The organism is Leifsonia virtsii (genome assembly GCF_030433675.1).
In the GTDB taxonomy this organism is placed as follows: Bacteria; Actinomycetota; Actinomycetes; order Actinomycetales; family Microbacteriaceae; genus Leifsonia; species Leifsonia virtsii.
The window spans coordinates 278,073-293,187 of record NZ_JAROCB010000001.1; the positions used below are offsets into that span (position 1 = coordinate 278,073).

The 15,115-nt window shown below is 71.5% G+C and carries 12 protein-coding genes; 8 read left to right on the forward strand and 4 right to left on the reverse strand.

Going from position 1 to position 15,115, the window contains the following annotated elements; translation table 11 throughout:
- The first annotated feature begins 79 nt into the window (after positions 1-79).
- From P5G59_RS01335 to P5G59_RS01345, 3 genes are read left to right on the forward strand one after another with little or no spacing between them, the layout of a single operon-like run.
- A complete protein-coding gene (locus P5G59_RS01335; protein WP_301215258.1) occupies positions 80-1,027 on the forward strand; it encodes a MetQ/NlpA family ABC transporter substrate-binding protein in 948 nt (315 codons plus the stop codon).
- Positions 1,027-2,088 carry a methionine ABC transporter ATP-binding protein gene (locus P5G59_RS01340; protein WP_301215260.1) on the forward strand — a complete coding sequence of 354 codons (1,062 nt, stop codon included), beginning with the start codon at positions 1,027-1,029 and terminating at the stop codon, positions 2,086-2,088. Before P5G59_RS01335 ends, P5G59_RS01340 begins: the two co-directional genes overlap by 1 nt.
- Positions 2,085-2,744 (forward strand): methionine ABC transporter permease, encoded by a 660-nt coding sequence (locus P5G59_RS01345; protein WP_301215261.1) that lies wholly within the window; start codon positions 2,085-2,087, stop codon positions 2,742-2,744. Before P5G59_RS01340 ends, P5G59_RS01345 begins: the two co-directional genes overlap by 4 nt.
- Positions 2,745-2,814: 70 nt before the next feature.
- On the opposite strand, the gene P5G59_RS01350 is transcribed toward P5G59_RS01345, so the two are convergent.
- Positions 2,815-4,074 (reverse strand): citrate/2-methylcitrate synthase, encoded by a 1,260-nt coding sequence (locus P5G59_RS01350; RefSeq protein ID WP_301215263.1) that lies wholly within the window; start codon positions 4,072-4,074, stop codon positions 2,815-2,817.
- A 51-nt stretch (positions 4,075-4,125) separates the two neighbouring features.
- Here P5G59_RS01350 and P5G59_RS01355 point away from each other — a divergent pair, with 51 nt between their 5' ends.
- Complete coding sequence (locus tag P5G59_RS01355; RefSeq protein WP_301215265.1) at positions 4,126-5,298, forward strand: citrate synthase; 1,173 nt, start codon at positions 4,126-4,128, stop codon at positions 5,296-5,298.
- A gap of 36 nt (positions 5,299-5,334) precedes the next feature.
- Here the strand turns inward: P5G59_RS01355 and P5G59_RS01360 are convergent, their stop codons facing one another.
- Positions 5,335-6,888: a bifunctional phosphatase PAP2/diacylglycerol kinase family protein gene (locus tag P5G59_RS01360; protein WP_301215267.1), complete on the reverse strand. Its 1,554-nt coding sequence runs from the start codon at positions 6,886-6,888 to the stop codon at positions 5,335-5,337.
- Between the two features lie 157 nt (positions 6,889-7,045).
- On the opposite strand from P5G59_RS01360, the gene P5G59_RS01365 reads away from it, so the two are divergent.
- Entirely contained in the window at positions 7,046-7,489 is a 444-nt protein-coding gene (locus P5G59_RS01365) for a hypothetical protein (RefSeq protein ID WP_301215269.1), read from the forward strand.
- Positions 7,490-7,641: 152 nt separating this feature from the next.
- Positions 7,642-8,907, forward strand: coding sequence for an MFS transporter (locus P5G59_RS01370; protein WP_301216959.1), 1,266 nt, complete (start codon positions 7,642-7,644; stop codon positions 8,905-8,907).
- 80 nt (positions 8,908-8,987) lie between these two features.
- On the opposite strand, the gene P5G59_RS01375 is transcribed toward P5G59_RS01370, so the two are convergent.
- A complete protein-coding gene (locus P5G59_RS01375) occupies positions 8,988-11,444 on the reverse strand; it encodes an ATP-dependent DNA ligase (RefSeq protein WP_301215270.1) in 2,457 nt (818 codons plus the stop codon).
- A gap of 68 nt (positions 11,445-11,512) precedes the next feature.
- Between P5G59_RS01375 and ku the strand changes: the two genes are divergently transcribed.
- Together ku and P5G59_RS01385 are read left to right on the forward strand one after the other, a co-directional pair.
- A complete protein-coding gene (ku, locus tag P5G59_RS01380) occupies positions 11,513-12,430 on the forward strand; it encodes a non-homologous end joining protein Ku (RefSeq protein WP_301215271.1) in 918 nt (305 codons plus the stop codon).
- A gap of 47 nt (positions 12,431-12,477) precedes the next feature.
- Positions 12,478-13,419: a DNA topoisomerase IB gene (locus P5G59_RS01385; RefSeq protein ID WP_301215272.1), complete on the forward strand. Its 942-nt coding sequence runs from the start codon at positions 12,478-12,480 to the stop codon at positions 13,417-13,419.
- A 37-nt stretch (positions 13,420-13,456) separates the two neighbouring features.
- On the opposite strand, the gene P5G59_RS01390 is transcribed toward P5G59_RS01385, so the two are convergent.
- Positions 13,457-14,887: an MFS transporter gene (locus tag P5G59_RS01390; RefSeq protein WP_301216961.1), complete on the reverse strand. Its 1,431-nt coding sequence runs from the start codon at positions 14,885-14,887 to the stop codon at positions 13,457-13,459.
- Positions 14,888-15,115 lie beyond the last annotated feature (228 nt).

The window sequence follows — 15,115 nt, forward strand, 5'->3', positions numbered from 1 at the left end:
CCGGCAGCCCGGGGGAGGCTGTTCGTGCCGCCACACCGTCCGCCGGCACCATCCCCCTTCACAAGAGAGAGGCACCGCCATGTCCGACGCCACCCCGCCCGCCCCCGCACTCCCGGAGAAGCCGAAGCGCTCGCGCACCGGCCTGTTCGTCGGCATCGGGATCGCCGTTGTCGCCGTCATCGTGGCGATCGTCCTCGTCGTGGTGAACCTCACCGGCGCCGGCTCCGCCACCGCCAAGGCCGTCACCGTGAAGATCGGCACCACTGAGGCCTCCTCGCCGTACTGGGCCGTGCTGAAGAAGGAGGCCGCGAAGGAGGGCATCGACATCCAGACGGTCAACTTCCGCGACTACACGCAGGCCAACCCGGCGCTCGCCGACGGCCAGCTCGACCTCAACCAGTTCCAGCACCTGCAGTTCCTGGCGAACTACAACGTGCAGGCCAAGCAGCACCTGGTGCCGATCGGCGCGACGCTCGTCGTGCCGCTGCCGCTCTACTCGACCAAGCACAAGACCCTCGCCGACATCCCGGAGGGCGCCAAGATCGCCATCCCGAACGACCCGACCAACCAGGCCCGCGCTCTGCTCGTGCTGCAGGAGGCCAAGCTCCTGAAGCTGAAGAACGGCGGAAGCAGCCTGGCGACCCCGGCCGACATCGACACCGCCGCCTCGAAGGTCACGGTGATCCCGGTGGACGCCGCCCAGACCGCTCCCGCCCTGAGCTCCGCCGACGGCGCGATCATCAACAACAACTACGCGCTCACCGCGGGCATCGACCCGAAGTCGGCCCTCTTCCAGGACGATCCGAAATCCTCCGCGGCCGAGCCGTACATCAACGCGTTCGTCGCCCGCGAGAAGGACAAGGACAACAAGACGTACCTCAAGATCGCCGAGCTGTACCACACCAAGGCCGTGACGGACGCGGTGCTCGCGGAGTCGAAGAACACCGCCGTCATCGTCGACCGCCCGCAGTCGGAGCTGGTCGGGATCCTCGACGGGCTCGAGAAGACCATCCGGGCGGCGAAGTAGTGCCCGAACGGCTCGAACGCCCGGAGGGGGCAGCCGCCTCGCCGATCATCGAGTTCCGCGGCGTCACCAAGAGCTTCGGCTCCGGTGCCGCCGCGGCTCCGGCCGTCGACCGGCTGGACCTGACGATCGGCCGGGGCGAGATCTTCGGCATCATCGGCTACTCCGGCGCGGGCAAGAGCACGCTCGTGCGGCTCATCAACGCGCTCGAGCATCCGACGGCGGGCTCCGTGATCGTCGACGGACGCGACCTCACGACCCTGAAGGAGCGCGACCTGCGCACCGTGCGCGCGGGCATCGGGATGATCTTCCAGCAGTTCAACCTGTTCCGTTCGCGCACCGTGTTCGGCAACGTCGCCTACCCGCTCAAGGTCGCGGGCTGGCCGGCCGACAAGCGCAAGCAGCGGGTCGCCGAGCTGCTCGCCTTCGTCGGCCTGACCGACAAGGCGTGGAGCTATCCCGACCAGCTCTCCGGCGGCCAGAAGCAGCGCGTCGGGATCGCGCGGGCGCTGGCGACGAACCCGGACATCCTGCTCGCCGACGAGGCGACGAGCGCGCTCGACCCGGAGACCACCTCCGACGTCCTCGCGCTGCTCAAGCGCGTCAACGAGGAGCTCGGCGTCACCATCGTCGTCATCACGCACGAGATGGAGGTGGTCCGCTCGATCGCCGACCGCGTCGCCGTGCTCGACGCGGGGCGCGTGATCGAGTCCGGGAGCGTGTTCGAGGTGTTCTCGGCCCCGCAGACCCCGACAGCGCAGCGCTTCGTCGGCACGGTACTCCGCAACCAGCCGGGGGAGGCCGACATCGAGCGCCTCCGCGGCAAGCACGCAGGCCGCATCGTCTCGGCGCGCATCCACGACGACGGCCGGCTCGGGTCGGTGCTCTCGGACGCGGTCGGCCGGCACAACGTGCGGTTCGAGATCGTCTACGGCGGCATCTCGGCGCTGCAGGGCCGCTCGTTCGGCAGCCTCACGCTCGAGCTCCTCGGCGAGCCGGCGGATGTGGACGCGCTGATCGCCGAGCTCCGTACGGTCACCGAGGTCGAGGAGGTGGCCGCATGACCGACTGGTCGACGCTCTGGCCGGTGTACCTGGAATCCATCGGCCAGACCCTGTGGATGGTCGTGGCGACCCTCGTGCTCGGCGGCATCCTCGGCCTTGCGCTCGGCGTGCTGCTCTACACGACGCGCCGCGGCGGGCTGCTGGAGAACCGGGCGCTGTTCACCGTGCTCAACGTGATCGTCAACTTCATCCGGCCGATCCCGTTCATCATCTTCATGACCGCCATCGCGCCGCTCACCCAGCTGGTGCTCGGGACGTTCCTCGGGACGCCCGCGGCGATCTTCCCGATGACGATCGCCGCGACCTTCGGGATCTCGCGCATCGTGGAGCAGAACCTGGTCACCATCGAGCCGGGCGTCATCGAGGCGGCCAGGGCGATGGGGTCGAGCCCGTGGCGCATCATCACGACGCTGCTTATCCCCGAGGCGCTCGGTCCGCTGATCCTCGGCTACACGTTCATCTTCGTCGCGATCGTCGACCTCTCCGCCATCGCCGGCAGCATCGGCGGCGGCGGACTCGGCGACTTCGCGATCTCGTACGGCTACCAGCGCTACAACTGGGCCGTGACGTGGATCGCCGTCATCACGATCGTGGTGCTGGTGCAGGCGGCGCAGTTCCTGGGCAACTGGCTGGCGCGGAAGGCGCTGCGGCGCTGACCAGCGCATCCATGGGACGCAACACGCCGCTCTGCGCGCCCGCATACGGCGTGTTGCGTCCCATAGATGGTCAGGGGCCGACATAACGGCCGACCGGGCGCAGCCGCAGAGGGCGCTCGCGGTACTCGTCGAGGGCGTGCACCATCCAGCCGATCGTGCGCGCGGTGGCGAACAGCACCTCGCCGGCGTCGTCGCGCATCCCGGTCGCGAGCGTCAGGGCGCCGAGTGCGAGGTCGACGTTGGGGAGCGCCCCGGTGCGGTCGGCGAGCACGGCCGACACGGCGGCCACGGCCGCGGAGACGCGGTTGTGACGCGGATCGGCGGTGAGCATCCCGAGCAGGATTCGGGCGCGCGGATCGCCCTCCGGGTACAGCGGCTGCCCGAAGCCCGGGACCGGGCCCTGGGTCGTGAGGACCGCGTCGGCGACCGTGCGGGCGGGGTCGTCGCCCTCGACCACGCGGGCCAGGAGCCGGTGGGCGGCGCGGCTGGCGTTGCCGTGCAGGGGCGAGTCGAGCGCGCCGAGCCCGGCCACGACGACCCCGTAGGGGGTGGCGCGCGCGGAGGCGGCGGCCCGGGCGGCGAGGGTGGAGACGGCGATGTCGTGGTCGAGCAGGAGCACGAGCGCCGCGTTCACCGACACGCGATCGGCGGTGGACAGCGGTGCCGGGGAGAGCCGGGAGGCGAGCCGTGCCGCCAGCGGAGGGATCGGGGTCGAGGCGTCGGGCTCGACGGGGTCGGGCTGAGCGCCGGGCTCGGCGGCGTCGGCCTCGGGCGTCCGTCGCGGCAGCACCTCCACCATCCCTGCCACGATCCGTTCGGCCGCTGTCGCGACGACGGCCGGGTCGAGGGAGGTGCGGAGCGGATCGGAGGCGGCGAGGGCGGTGACCGCGACGAGCTGGCGGTCGCGGTCGCCGGCCGAGGCGGGGAGGGCGGAGGAGGCGGCGCGCGCCGCCTCCAGACCGGCGCCCGGGGCGAACCGGACAGGATCCGTCCACTCGCCGGTGAGCGCCCAGCGCGCGACCGTCTCGAACGGCTCCCGCGACAGCTCCGCGACGGGCCGGCCGCGGTAGGAGAGCTCGCCGTCCTCGATCAGGGCGAACCGCGTCTCGATGACCATGAGCGGGCGGCCCTCGGAGTGCGCCGGACCGACCGTCGCCCGGCGCCTGCGCGCGGCGGCGAAGCGCTCCACCTCCAGCGGGTCGAACGTGGAGCCGTCGGCGGTCCGCTGCCGGGCGAGGCGCCCGCGCGCCACATAGGCGTAGAGGGTCTCCAGCTTCACGCCGAGGCGCTCGGCGGTCTGCTCGGCGGTCAGGCGTGGGAGGTCGTCCATATTGATCCGATCAACGTTGACGCTCGTTTTGATCCAGTTCAGACTAGCGGCATGGACAGGATGGACGACACCCTCATCGACGTTCCGCGCGGCCTCACGAACGTCGTCGCGGCGCGGACGGCGCTCGGCGACGTGCGCGGTCACGAGGGCTTCTACCACTACCGCCAGTACTCGGCAGTCGACCTGGCGCGCGAGCGCACGTTCGAGGAGGCCTGGTACCTGCTGCTGTTCGGCTCGCTGCCGGAGGCCGGGGAGCTGGAAGCGTTCCGCGCTCGCATCAGGGCGGCCCGCGCTGTCCCCGACGAGGTGCGGGCGCTGCTGCCCGCGATCGCCCGGCTGACCGCCGACGGCGACGCCCTCGCCGGGTTGCGCATGGCGCTGGCCGCAGTGGCGGCGGCGGACGGCGTCCGGTCGCTGTACGACGAGGAGCCGGCGCAGCGGCTGGAGGATGCGATCCGTGTGGCCGCCGTCACCCCCGTGCTGCTCGCCGCGCTGCACGCGCTCGCCGCGGGCCGGGAGCCGCTGGAGCCGCGCGACGACCTGGGTCAGGTCGCCGGCTACCTGTACCTGGTGACCGGTCGGGTCCCGACCGAGCAGGAGGAGCGTGCGCTGAGCGCCTACATGACGGCGGCGATCGACCACGGGTTCAACGCGTCCACCTTCACCGCGCGGGTGATCGCCTCGACCGGCGCCGACCTGTCGGCGGCGGTGGGCGGGGCCCTCGGGGCGCTGTCGGGTCCGCTGCACGGCGGTGCGCCCGCCCGGGCGCTCGACACCCTCGACGAGATCGGGACGCCCGACCGTACGGACGAGTGGGTGCGCCGCACGCTCTCCGCCGGCGGCCGGGTGATGGGGTTCGGGCACGCGGTGTACCGGACCGAGGACCCGCGCTCGCGGATGCTGCGCGAGTTCGCCGAGGGTTTCGGCGGCCCGCGCGTGGAGTTCGCCGTGCAGGTGGAGCGCCGGGTGCAGGAGCTGCTGGCCGAGCTCAAGCCCGGCCGGGAGCTGCACACCAACGTGGAGTTCTACGCGGGCATCGTCATGGAGCTGTGCGGCATCCCGCGCCCGATGTTCACGCCGACCTTCGCGGCGGCGCGGGTCGTGGGCTGGACGGCGCACATCCTGGAGCAGGCCGCGGACGGGAAGATCCTGCGCCCGTCGTCGCGGTACGTCGGGCCGGCCGCTCCGGAGCCTCTTCCCGCGCGGGTGCCCGCCGCCTCCTGAAGCCCGCTCGACGCCGCGGTCGGCCCCGCTCGCGCCTCACTCGCGCGGCGAGTAGACCCGCAGCGCGGAGGGACGCAGCCGGATGCGCAGCCGCTTCGGGTCGCCGGGCGTTGTGGTGGACGCCTCGCCGTCATGCGCGTACCCGGGGTCGTCGCCGTCGGCCGCGATGGTGATCTCCGTCGCCGTGCGGGCGTCGAGCGCGGGCGGACCCTGCAGGAAGGGCAGCCGCGCGACGAAGGCGTCGGTGCGGCCGCCGAAGGCCAGCGCCACCGCTCCGCGGGTGCGGGGGCGGCCGTCGGCGAACAGGATGCGCACGTCGAGCAGGTGGTCGTCGAGCCTTCGCCGCTCGATCGGCGCGACGGTGACGGGGTAGTAGCGGTCGACGCCGACGAAGACCGACCAGACCTGGCGCGGCTTCCCGTCGATCTCGACCTGAAGCGGACTCCCGCGTCGCACGACCCGCACCGCCGCCAGCAGGGCCGCGATGGGCTTGCCCAGCCGCTTCTCGTGCTTCTCGCGCTCCTCGACGAACGACGGGTAGATGCCCACCGACGCCGTGTTCAGCACGGTGACCGTGCCGCCGTCCGCGAACTCCAGCTCGGCGACGTCGACCTCCCGGCCAGTGCCGCTCGCCAGCGCCGCGAGCGTGCTGTCGACCGTGTCGAGCATGGCCGCCTTCGCGAAGTGGTTGAAGGTCCCGCCGGGGAAGACGAGCAGCGGGAGCCCCGCAGCCCGGGCGTGGTGCGCGACCGCCGCGACCGTGCCGTCGCCGCCCCAGGCGCCGAGGACGGTGGGCGGCTCCTCCGACCGCAACGCCCGGGCGATCACCTCGCCGATGTCGTCGCCGTCGCCCAGCTCGTGCACGTGCGCCTTCGGCAGACGCTCGGCCAGCAGCGGCCCGGGAGCCGGATTGCCGACCCCACGCCCGGAGCCGGGGTTGGCCACGATGAAGACGCCCTCGCCCGTCTCGGGCGAGGGCAGCCCGATCGTCTGCGCCGTCGGCGCCTCGCGCGGGATCGACCGCCGCAGGGCCGGGGCGACGGCCTTGAGTGCGATCGCGGCGCCGGCGCCGATGGCCGCTCCGCCCGCGACGTCGGAGAGCCAGTGTGCGCCGGTGTGCAGCCGGGAGTAGCCGACACCTGCGGCGAGGGGAGCGAGTGCGGCCCCGGCGGCGGGCCATTCCAGGCCGGCCCCGGTCGCGAAGGCCACGGCGCTGGAGGTGTGCCCCGACGGGAACGAGGGCGACGTGGGCGATCGCTCGAGCCGGCGCGCGATCGGGATGGACGTCAGCGCCGGGCGCTCGCCGCCCACCAGCCGCTTGCCCACCAGGTTGGCCACCAGGCTGGCGAGGCCGAGCGAGGCGAGACCGCGCACCGCGGCCCGCGGGCGTCCGAGTGCGACGAGGACGGCCGCGGCGGCGAACCACAGCTTCCCGTGGTCGGCCGCGCGGGTCAGGGTGCGCCAGAACCCGTCCGAGAAGGCGCCCGTCGTGCGCCGGTTGATGCGGGCGGCGACCCGGGCGTCGGCCCGCTTGATGCGCGAGGGGAGCGGGATGCGGGATCGCCGGGTGCGGCGGCGGGGTGCGGTCATGCCGTCAATCTACGCCGGGGCGACGGCTCGGCCCGGGTGACGCACGATCTGTGGAGAACGCGCGCGGACCGCCGGCTGTGGACGACGTCCGCCGAGCACGACATCCGCCTGTGGAGAGCTCCTGCAGACGCTCCCGCCGGGCGGTAGGATCGACGACGTGAGCACGCACGTCATCTCCCAGCCCAACGAGCAGCAGCACGACGCGACCGCCGACGACGAGCACGGCTCGCTCGTCCGCAGCCTCTCGACCACGCTGCCGACCGCCCTCGGCAACCTCCTCGCCACGCTGGTGGTGCTGGTGTCGCTCGTGGTGGGCATCTGGAGCCTCGTCGCGACGTGGAGCGGCAACGCCGGCTCCTTCCTCCCGTTCTTCCAGGTCTCCGTGACGGCCACCGTCGTGTCGCTCAACGCGCTCTACGCCCGCCGCACGTTCAGCTACGTCATCACCCTGATCGGCGCCATCCTCTGGCTCTGGGTCTCGGTGACGCCGTTCGCGCCCTTCTTCCAGGTGCTGCTCCAGGCGGTCACCGTGCTGATCATGGTGGCCGGCGTCGTCTTCTCGACCGCGGCGGTCCGACTCAGCAAGCAGCCGCGCTTCTGAGCGCGGACGGGGCACGCCGGCCGGGCGCCGCGTCCGACGCGGCCGCGCCGGCCGAACCGACGGCGCAGCAGGACCCGACCGCACCCGTCGACCCGGGCGTCCCGGCGGGCGAGACCCTCGCCTCCCGGCGCCACTTCGTCGACCTCTCGCCGCTGCGCGAGTCGCCGGCTTTCGCCCGGCTGTGGCTGGGCGGCGCGATCTCCGGCATCGGCTCGCAGATGACCGTCGTCGCCGTCGGCCTGCACATCTTCGACCTGACGCGCTCCACCCTCGCGGTGTCGCTCGTCGCGCTGTTCGCCCTGGTGCCGATGATCGTCTTCGGGCTGTACGGCGGGGTGCTCGCCGACGCGTTCGACCGGAGGAAGGTCGCGCTGGTCACCGCGATCGTCGCGTGGCTCTCGATCGCGGGCCTCGCGTTCCTCGCCTGGACGCACGTCCCGGTGGTCTGGCCGCTCTACGTTCTCACGACGGTCAACGCCGTGGCGGGCGTGATGATCGGCTCTACCCGCCAGGCGATCACGCCACGGCTGCTGCCGGTCCGCCTGCTGCCGGCCGCGAGCGCGCTCGGCGGCATCAGCATGGGCGTCATGGTGACCGTCGGGCCGGCACTCGCGGGTCTGCTGGTCGCGACCGTCGGCATCCCGTGGACCTACACGGTGGACGCGGTGCTGTTCACCGCCGCGTTCCTCGGCATCTTCACCCTCCCGTCCATCGTGCCGGAGGGCGAGCGCACGGGAGCCGGCCTCGGCTCGGTGCTGGAGGGCCTGCGCTTCCTGCGCACCGCGCCGAACCTCAGCATGACCTTCGTGCTCGACGTCATCGCGATGACGTTCGGTCAGCCGCGCGCGCTCTTCCCGGCCGTGGGCGCACTGCTCATCGGCGGCGGCCCGCTGACCGTCGGCATCCTCACCGCGGCCGGGGCCGTCGGAACACTCGCCTCGAGCGTGTTCTCCGGCCGGCTCGGCGGCGTGCGCTGGCAGGGCCGCGCGGTCGAGCGCGCGATCGTCGTCTACGGCGCCGCGATCCTGGGCTTCGGGATCGTGCTGGCGGTCGTCGCCCTCACCGGCACCACCGGAGGCGGCTCGTCCCTGGCGGAGGCCAACCTGCCCGCTCTGCTGCTCGCGACCCTGCTGCTCGCCGCCTCCGGTGCGGCCGACAACGTCAGCTCCATCTTCCGGATGACGATCCTGCAGGCGTCGGCGCCCGATGTCATGCGCGGGCGGCTGCAGGGCGTCTTCACCGTCGTGGTGACCGGCGGCCCGCGCCTCGGCGACCTGTACGTCGGCATCCTGGCGCTCACCGGCGCCTTGTGGTTCCCTCCGCTGCTCGGCGGCCTGCTCATCGTGGTGCTCGTCGCGACTGTCGTGCGCGTGCAGCGCACCTTCCGCCGCTACGACGCCCTCGCGCCCACCCCCTGACGCCGCTTGAGCGCCGTCGAGTTGCACGTCGTGGTCGCTATCCGGGCCGAATACCGACCACGACGTGCAACTCGACGCGGTCATGACTCGCGCACGACCTGGTCGGGCCGCTTGTCGGGGCGCAGACCCCGCCACGAGGGCTGCCGCAGGCGCCCGGGCCCTGTCCACTCGGCGAACTCCACCTCGCCCACGAACTCCGGCCGCACCCAGTGGGCCCCGCGCGCGTCGGCGGACGGCACGCCCTCGATCGGGCTCGTCTTCCGCTCGTGCGCGCCCAGCTTCTTCGCGAGGTCGTCGAGCACGCGGTCGGTGAACCCGGTGCCCACCTTGCCGACGTAGCGCAGGGTGTCGCCGTCCGGGATGCCGAGCAACAGGGCCCCGATCGTGTTCGCGCGGCGGCCGTTGCCGGGCGTCCAGCCGCCGATCACGACCTCCTGGGTCAGGTGGTGCTTGATCTTGATCCAGGAGCGGGAGCGGCGCCCGGTGGCGTAGGTGCTGTCGCGCCGCTTCGCCATAACGCCCTCGAGGCCCAGCTCTTTGCTGGAGGCGACGGCGTGGGCCAGATCGCCGTCGAAGGCCGGCGGCACCTGCACCGGGTCGTTCTTCGCCGGATGCAGCAGGTCGAACAGCAGCTCCCGTCGCCGCTCGTACGGGTCGCGGGTGTGCTTCGTGCCGTCCACCTCGAGCAGGTCGAAGACCATGTAGTGGGCCGGTGCGCGCTTGAGGGCGGCCTGCACATCGCCCGGGCGCGTCAGGCCCATCCGGGTCTGCAGCAGGCCGAAGTCGGGTCGTCCCTGGGGGTTGAGCGTGACGATCTCGCCGTCGAGCACGAGGTCGTGGTCGCCGGCGAGGTCGACCAGGCCGGCGAGGTCGGGATAGGTGACGGTCACGTCGTTGCCGTTGCGCGTGGTCAGCCGCAGCCGGCCGCCGCGCACCTCGGCGATCGCCCGGATGCCGTCCCACTTCATCTCGAAGGCCCACTCGTCCTCGTCGTGCAGGTCGGCGGCGGAGCCGAGCGTGGCGAGCATCGGGGAGACCGGCGTGCCCGTGATCGGCGCGCCGGGGGAGCGGCGACGGGAGGCCGCCGCCTTCCCGGGCGCCGCCTTCCCGGGCGCGGTCTTCGCGGGCTCCGACGCATCCCCGTGCTCCGTGTCCGGCTTCATCAGGTGGATCAGCCAGTTCTTCTCGTCGCCCCCCTGCGCCGTGCGGATGAGCGCGAACCTCCGCGGCACGCCGCCGAGCCCGCCGTCCGGCTGCCCGTGCAGGGTGGCGATCACCTCGTCGTCGCGCCACTTCTCCAGCTCGTAGTCGCCGTGGTCCCAGATGTCGACGTGGCCCGCGCCGTACTCGCCGTGCGGGATGTCGCCGGCGAAGCCGCCGTACTCCAGCGGGTGGTCCTCGGTGTGCACTGCGAGATGGTTCTGCTTGGTGTCCGTCGGGGTGCCCTTCGGCAGCGCCCAGCTGACCAGCACGCCGTCGTTCTCCAGCCGGAAGTCCCAGTGCAGGCGCCGGGCGTGATGCTCCTGGATGACGAACGATCGTCCCTCGCCCGCCTCCGGCCGCTCGGCGGGCACCGGCTCGGGCGTCTTCGCCGCATCGCGCATCGAGCGGTAGGTGGACAGCCGGTCCGGCTCCGACGCGTGCCCGGCCGAGAGTCCGGTGAGCGGATCGCCGTCGCGGCTCAGGCGCTCCATCACCTCGCGGTAGTCGAGGTGCTGCAGGTCCTTCGCCTCCAGTTCGCGCCAAGTGCGCGGGGCCGCGACGGTCGGCTCGAAGCGGCCGCGCAGCGAGTACGGGGCGATCGTCGTCTTCGAGCCGTTGTTCTGGCTCCAGTCGACCAGCACCTTGCCCGAGCGCAGCGACTTCTTCATGTCGCTGACGACGAGGTCGGGGTGGTCGGACTCCAGCACCCGCGCCAGCTCGTGCGCGACCGCGGACACCTGGTCGCTGGTCTGCGAGCCGTCGAGCGCCGCGTACAGGTGGATGCCCTTGGAGCCGGAGGTGACCGGCATCGGGTCGAGGCCCATGTCGGTCAGGATGGCGCGGGCGAGCCGTGCGACCTCCGCGCAGTCCTGAAGGGTGACGCCCTCGCCCGGGTCGAGGTCGAGCACGAGCCGGTCCGGGTTCTCGCGCTCGCCGTCGCGGTCGACCCGCCACTGCGGCACGTGGATCTCGAGCGACGCGATCTGCGCCAGCCAGATGAGCGTCGCCCGGTCGTTCACCAGCGGGTACGACTTCGCCCCGGAGGAGTGCTGGATGGTGACCTGCCGCACCCAGTCGGGCGTCGAGGCCTGGTCGAGGTCCTTCTGGAAGAACACCTGGCCGGGGTCGTCCGGCGTCCCGACTCCGTGCACCCAGCGCTTCCGGGTGGCGATCCGGTCGCGCACGTGCGGGATCATCGCGTCGGCGACCGCGGAGTAGTACCCGAAGATGTCGGCCTTCGTCGTCCCTGTCTCCGGGTACATGACCTTGTCGAGGTTGGTCAGCTTGAGGCGGTGGCCGTCGATGTCGACGACCTCGGTGTCCTGCGCGGCCATAGCCACACCGTACGCCCCGTGCGGCTTCCTCCCTTGAACTTGCGCCGTTCCCCGGACACGATGGGCACATGAGGGCCATTTGGACGGGCGCCATCACCTTCGGGCTCGTGAACGTGCCGGTGAAGGTGTACAGCGCGACCGAGGATCACGACGTACCGCTGCACCAGGTGCACGACGAGGACGGCGGGCGCATCCGCTACCAGCGCCGCTGCGAGATCGACGGCAAGGTGATCCCGTACGAGCACATCGCCAAGGCGTACGACGACGGCGAGCGGACCGTCATCCTGACGCCCGAGGATTTGTCGTCGCTGCCCTCCGAGCGCAGCCGCGAGATCGACGTGGTCGAGTTCGTGCCGAACGACCAGCTCGACCCGCTCATGTTCGACCGCAGCTACTACCTGGAGCCGGACTCCAAGTCCCTGAAGGCGTACGCGCTGCTGCGCAAGACGTTGGAGGACGAGGAGCGCACCGCGATCGTGGAGTTCGCCCTCCGGCAGAAGACGCGGCTCGCCGCCCTCCGCGTCCGCGGCAACGTGCTGGTGCTGCAGACCCTGCTGTGGCACGACGAGATCCGCGAGGCCGACTTCCCGTCGCTCGACCAGACTCCGCGCATCTCCGACCGCGAGCTGCAGCTCTCCAGCGCTCTGATGGAGAGCTTCGCGGGCGACTTCGAGCCGGAGAAGTTCACCGACGAGTATCAGGCGGAGCTGCGCAAGCTGATCGACGCCAAGCTGGAGCAGGGCGAGAGCGTCGACACCGCCGCGACCTTCGGCGAGGAGGAGGAGGGCAAGAAGGGCGGAGGCGAGGTCATCGACCTGATGGAGGCGCTGCAGCGGAGCGTGGAGCGCAGCCGGTCGTCGAAGTCGTCGTCCTCGTCCAAGTCGTCGTCCTCCTCGGCCAAGAAGTCGCCGGAGAAGAAGCCGGCCGCGAAGTCCGCCTCAGCCCGGAAGGCCCCGGCCAAGAAGTCTGCGAAGAAGCCCGCGTGACGCGGCTGAAGCGCAGCAACCCTTCGGGGCCGGGCTACCACCGGCGCATGACCGACAAGGGACCGGTCTACGAGGACGAGGCGGGCAACCGGATCGTCGACGAGCGGGAGCTGGAGCGCATCCGCTCGCTCGTGCTCCCGCCCGCCTGGCAGGACGTCTGGATCTCGCCCGACGCGCGCGGTCACATCCAGGCGGTCGGCACCGACCAGGCCGGACGCCGGCAGTACCGGTACCACGACTCCTGGCGGCTGCACCAGGATCGCCTGAAGTTCGAGCGCGCCGCCCAGCTCGCAGACACCCTGCCGGCTGCCCGCCGCAAGGTGACCATGGATCTGCGCGAGGAGGGCTTCGGCCGCGACCGCATCCTGGCCGCCGCCTTCCGCATCATCGACCTGGGCAGCGTCCGGATCGGCAGCGAGGAGTACCTGCACGCGAACGGCAGCCGGGGGCTCACCACGCTGCTGTGCCGTCACGCAAGGGTCGAGGGCGACGACATCACCCTGACCTTCCCGGCGAAGTCGGCGCAGAAGTGGACCAGCACGATCACCGACGAGGACCTCGCCGAGCTGCTCCGGCAGATCCAGGCGCTGCGCGGTCAGCGGTCGCGGCTGCTGTCGTGGAAGGACGGCACCTGGCACACCATCCGCCCGGCCTCGCTGAACGAGTACATCCGTCGGCAGACCCGCGGCGAGTTCACCGCGAAGGACTTCCGAACGCTGAAGGGCACGATCGTCGCCGCCGAGGCGCTCGCCGGGCTGGGCGTCGCGGGCTCCGACTCGCAGCGCAAGAAGCGGGTCAGCGCGGCGGTCAACGAGGCCGCCGCCGCGCTGGGCAACACGCCGGCCATCGCCCGCAACAGCTACATCGACCCACGGATCTTCGACCGGTACCGCAACGGCGAGGTCATCGACACCTCCCGCGTCCCGGAGGCCGCCCTCCTCGACCTGCTGGACCCCGACACCGAGCGCGCCGCCGCCAAGAGCTCCTGAGTTCTTACGGCGACACGCCGACGCCCACTCGAAGAACTCAGGAGTTCTTGGATTGGGCGGGGGCTTGGGCGGGGGTGGAGGCGGAGAGGGGTGCCGCGATCTCCTCGAGCGACTTGCCCTCGGCGTCGACGCCGAGGAACAGCTCCACGAGACCCGCCGCGATCATCAGTCCCGCGCCGATGTAGTAGCCGATGACCACCGAGTGGATGCCGCCCTCGATCAGGTTCCCGAACAGGATCGGCCCGATGATGCCGCCGATGCCGGTCCCGATCGCGTAGAAGAATGCGATCGCCATGGCGCGGGTCTCCATCGGGAAGATCTCGCTCACCGTCAGGTAGGCCGCGCTCGCGCCCGCCGAGGCGAAGAAGAAGACGACCATCCAGCACACCGTCAGCCAGAACGCGTCCAGCGCGCCGGTGTCGAAGAGGATGGCGGTGCCGACCAGCAGCACGCCGCTGCCGATGTACGACAGCGTGATCATGAACCGCCGCCCGACCGTGTCGAACAGATGGCCGAGCAGGAACGGCCCGAGGAAGTTGCCGATCGCGATCGGCACCAGCGCCCACGGCGCGACGTCGTCCGGCACGTGCAGCAGCTTGGTGAGGACGAGCGAGTAGGTGAAGAACACCGCGTTGTACAGGAACGCCTGGCCGATGAACAGCGAGAGCCCCAGCACGAAGCGCTTCGGGTACTGCGTCACGGCGACGCGGACGATCTCGCCGAAGCCCGTGGAGCGGCGCTGGTGGATCTCGATGCCCTTGTCGTCCGGGACGGCGTCGAGCGTCCGGTGGGTGTCCTCCTCGACGCCGTGCTCGATCTCGCCGACCAGCTTCTCGGCCTCCTCGTCGCGGCCGTGGATGAACATCCAGCGCGGCGACTCCGGCACGTTGCGGCGCACCAGCAGGATGACGAGACCGAGGACTGCGCCGAGGCCGAACGCGATGCGCCAGCCGATCTCCGGCGGGAAGATCGCGGTGTTGAGCAGGAACACCGTGAGGATGGCGCCGAACGCTGTCCCCAGCCAGTACGACCCGTTGATGGCGAGGTCGACCAGCCCGCGACGGCGCGCCGGGATCAGCTCGTCGATCGCGGAGTTGATCGCCGCATACTCGCCGCCGATGCCGGCGCCGGTGAAGAACCGGAACACGAAGAACATCCACGGCGTGAAGGCGAACGCCGTGAGCACGGTCGCCACCAGGTAGAGCCCGAGGGTGAGGATGAACAGCTTCTTCCGGCCGAACCGGTCGGTCAGATACCCGAACACCAGGGAGCCGGTGCAGGCGCCGGCGACGTAGATCGCCGCGGCGAGGCCGACCTGAGCGGTGGTGAGGCCGAGGCCGCTGTCCGGCTCGGTCAGCCTGCTGCCGATGGCACCGACGATGGTGACCTCGAGTCCGTCGAGGATCCACACCGTTCCGAGGCCCACGACGACCAGCCAGTGGAACTTCGACCAGGGGAGGCGGTCCATCCGCGCGGGGATGGTCGTGCGGATCGTCTTCAGCGACGCCGGGCTCTGCTTCGAGGAGATGTGCGAACTCACCCGACGGACTGTAGGAGTCCTGTGCGTCCCCCGGCAGAGCCTTGACAAAACCGGTCCGAGGGTTCTGAGGGCGCAGGTAGCGTACGCAAAGCGCAACTGTCAACCCCTTGTTGGGGCATAGGGGTCATTGCTTATCGTGGCTAACGACCGAAGGAC

What these genes read in the sequence shown, in the direction of transcription:
- P5G59_RS01335 (WP_301215258.1), top strand. Translation starts at nt 80, where the DNA reads ATGTCCGACGCCACCCCGCCCGCCCCCGCACTCCCGGAGAAGCCGAAG.
- P5G59_RS01345 (WP_301215261.1), top strand. Translation starts at nt 2,085, where the DNA reads ATGACCGACTGGTCGACGCTCTGGCCGGTGTACCTGGAATCCATCGGC.
- P5G59_RS01350 (WP_301215263.1), bottom strand. Translation starts at nt 4,074, where the DNA reads ATGGACGACCTCCCACGCCTGACCGCCGAGCAGACCGCCGAGCGCCTC.
- P5G59_RS01355 (WP_301215265.1), top strand. Translation starts at nt 4,126, where the DNA reads ATGGACAGGATGGACGACACCCTCATCGACGTTCCGCGCGGCCTCACG.
- P5G59_RS01360 (WP_301215267.1), bottom strand. Translation starts at nt 6,888, where the DNA reads ATGACCGCACCCCGCCGCCGCACCCGGCGATCCCGCATCCCGCTCCCC.
- P5G59_RS01375 (WP_301215270.1), bottom strand. Translation starts at nt 11,444, where the DNA reads ATGGCCGCGCAGGACACCGAGGTCGTCGACATCGACGGCCACCGCCTC.
- ku (WP_301215271.1), top strand. Translation starts at nt 11,513, where the DNA reads ATGAGGGCCATTTGGACGGGCGCCATCACCTTCGGGCTCGTGAACGTG.
- P5G59_RS01385 (WP_301215272.1), top strand. Translation starts at nt 12,478, where the DNA reads ATGACCGACAAGGGACCGGTCTACGAGGACGAGGCGGGCAACCGGATC.
- P5G59_RS01390 (WP_301216961.1), bottom strand. Translation starts at nt 14,887, where the DNA reads ATGGACCGCCTCCCCTGGTCGAAGTTCCACTGGCTGGTCGTCGTGGGC.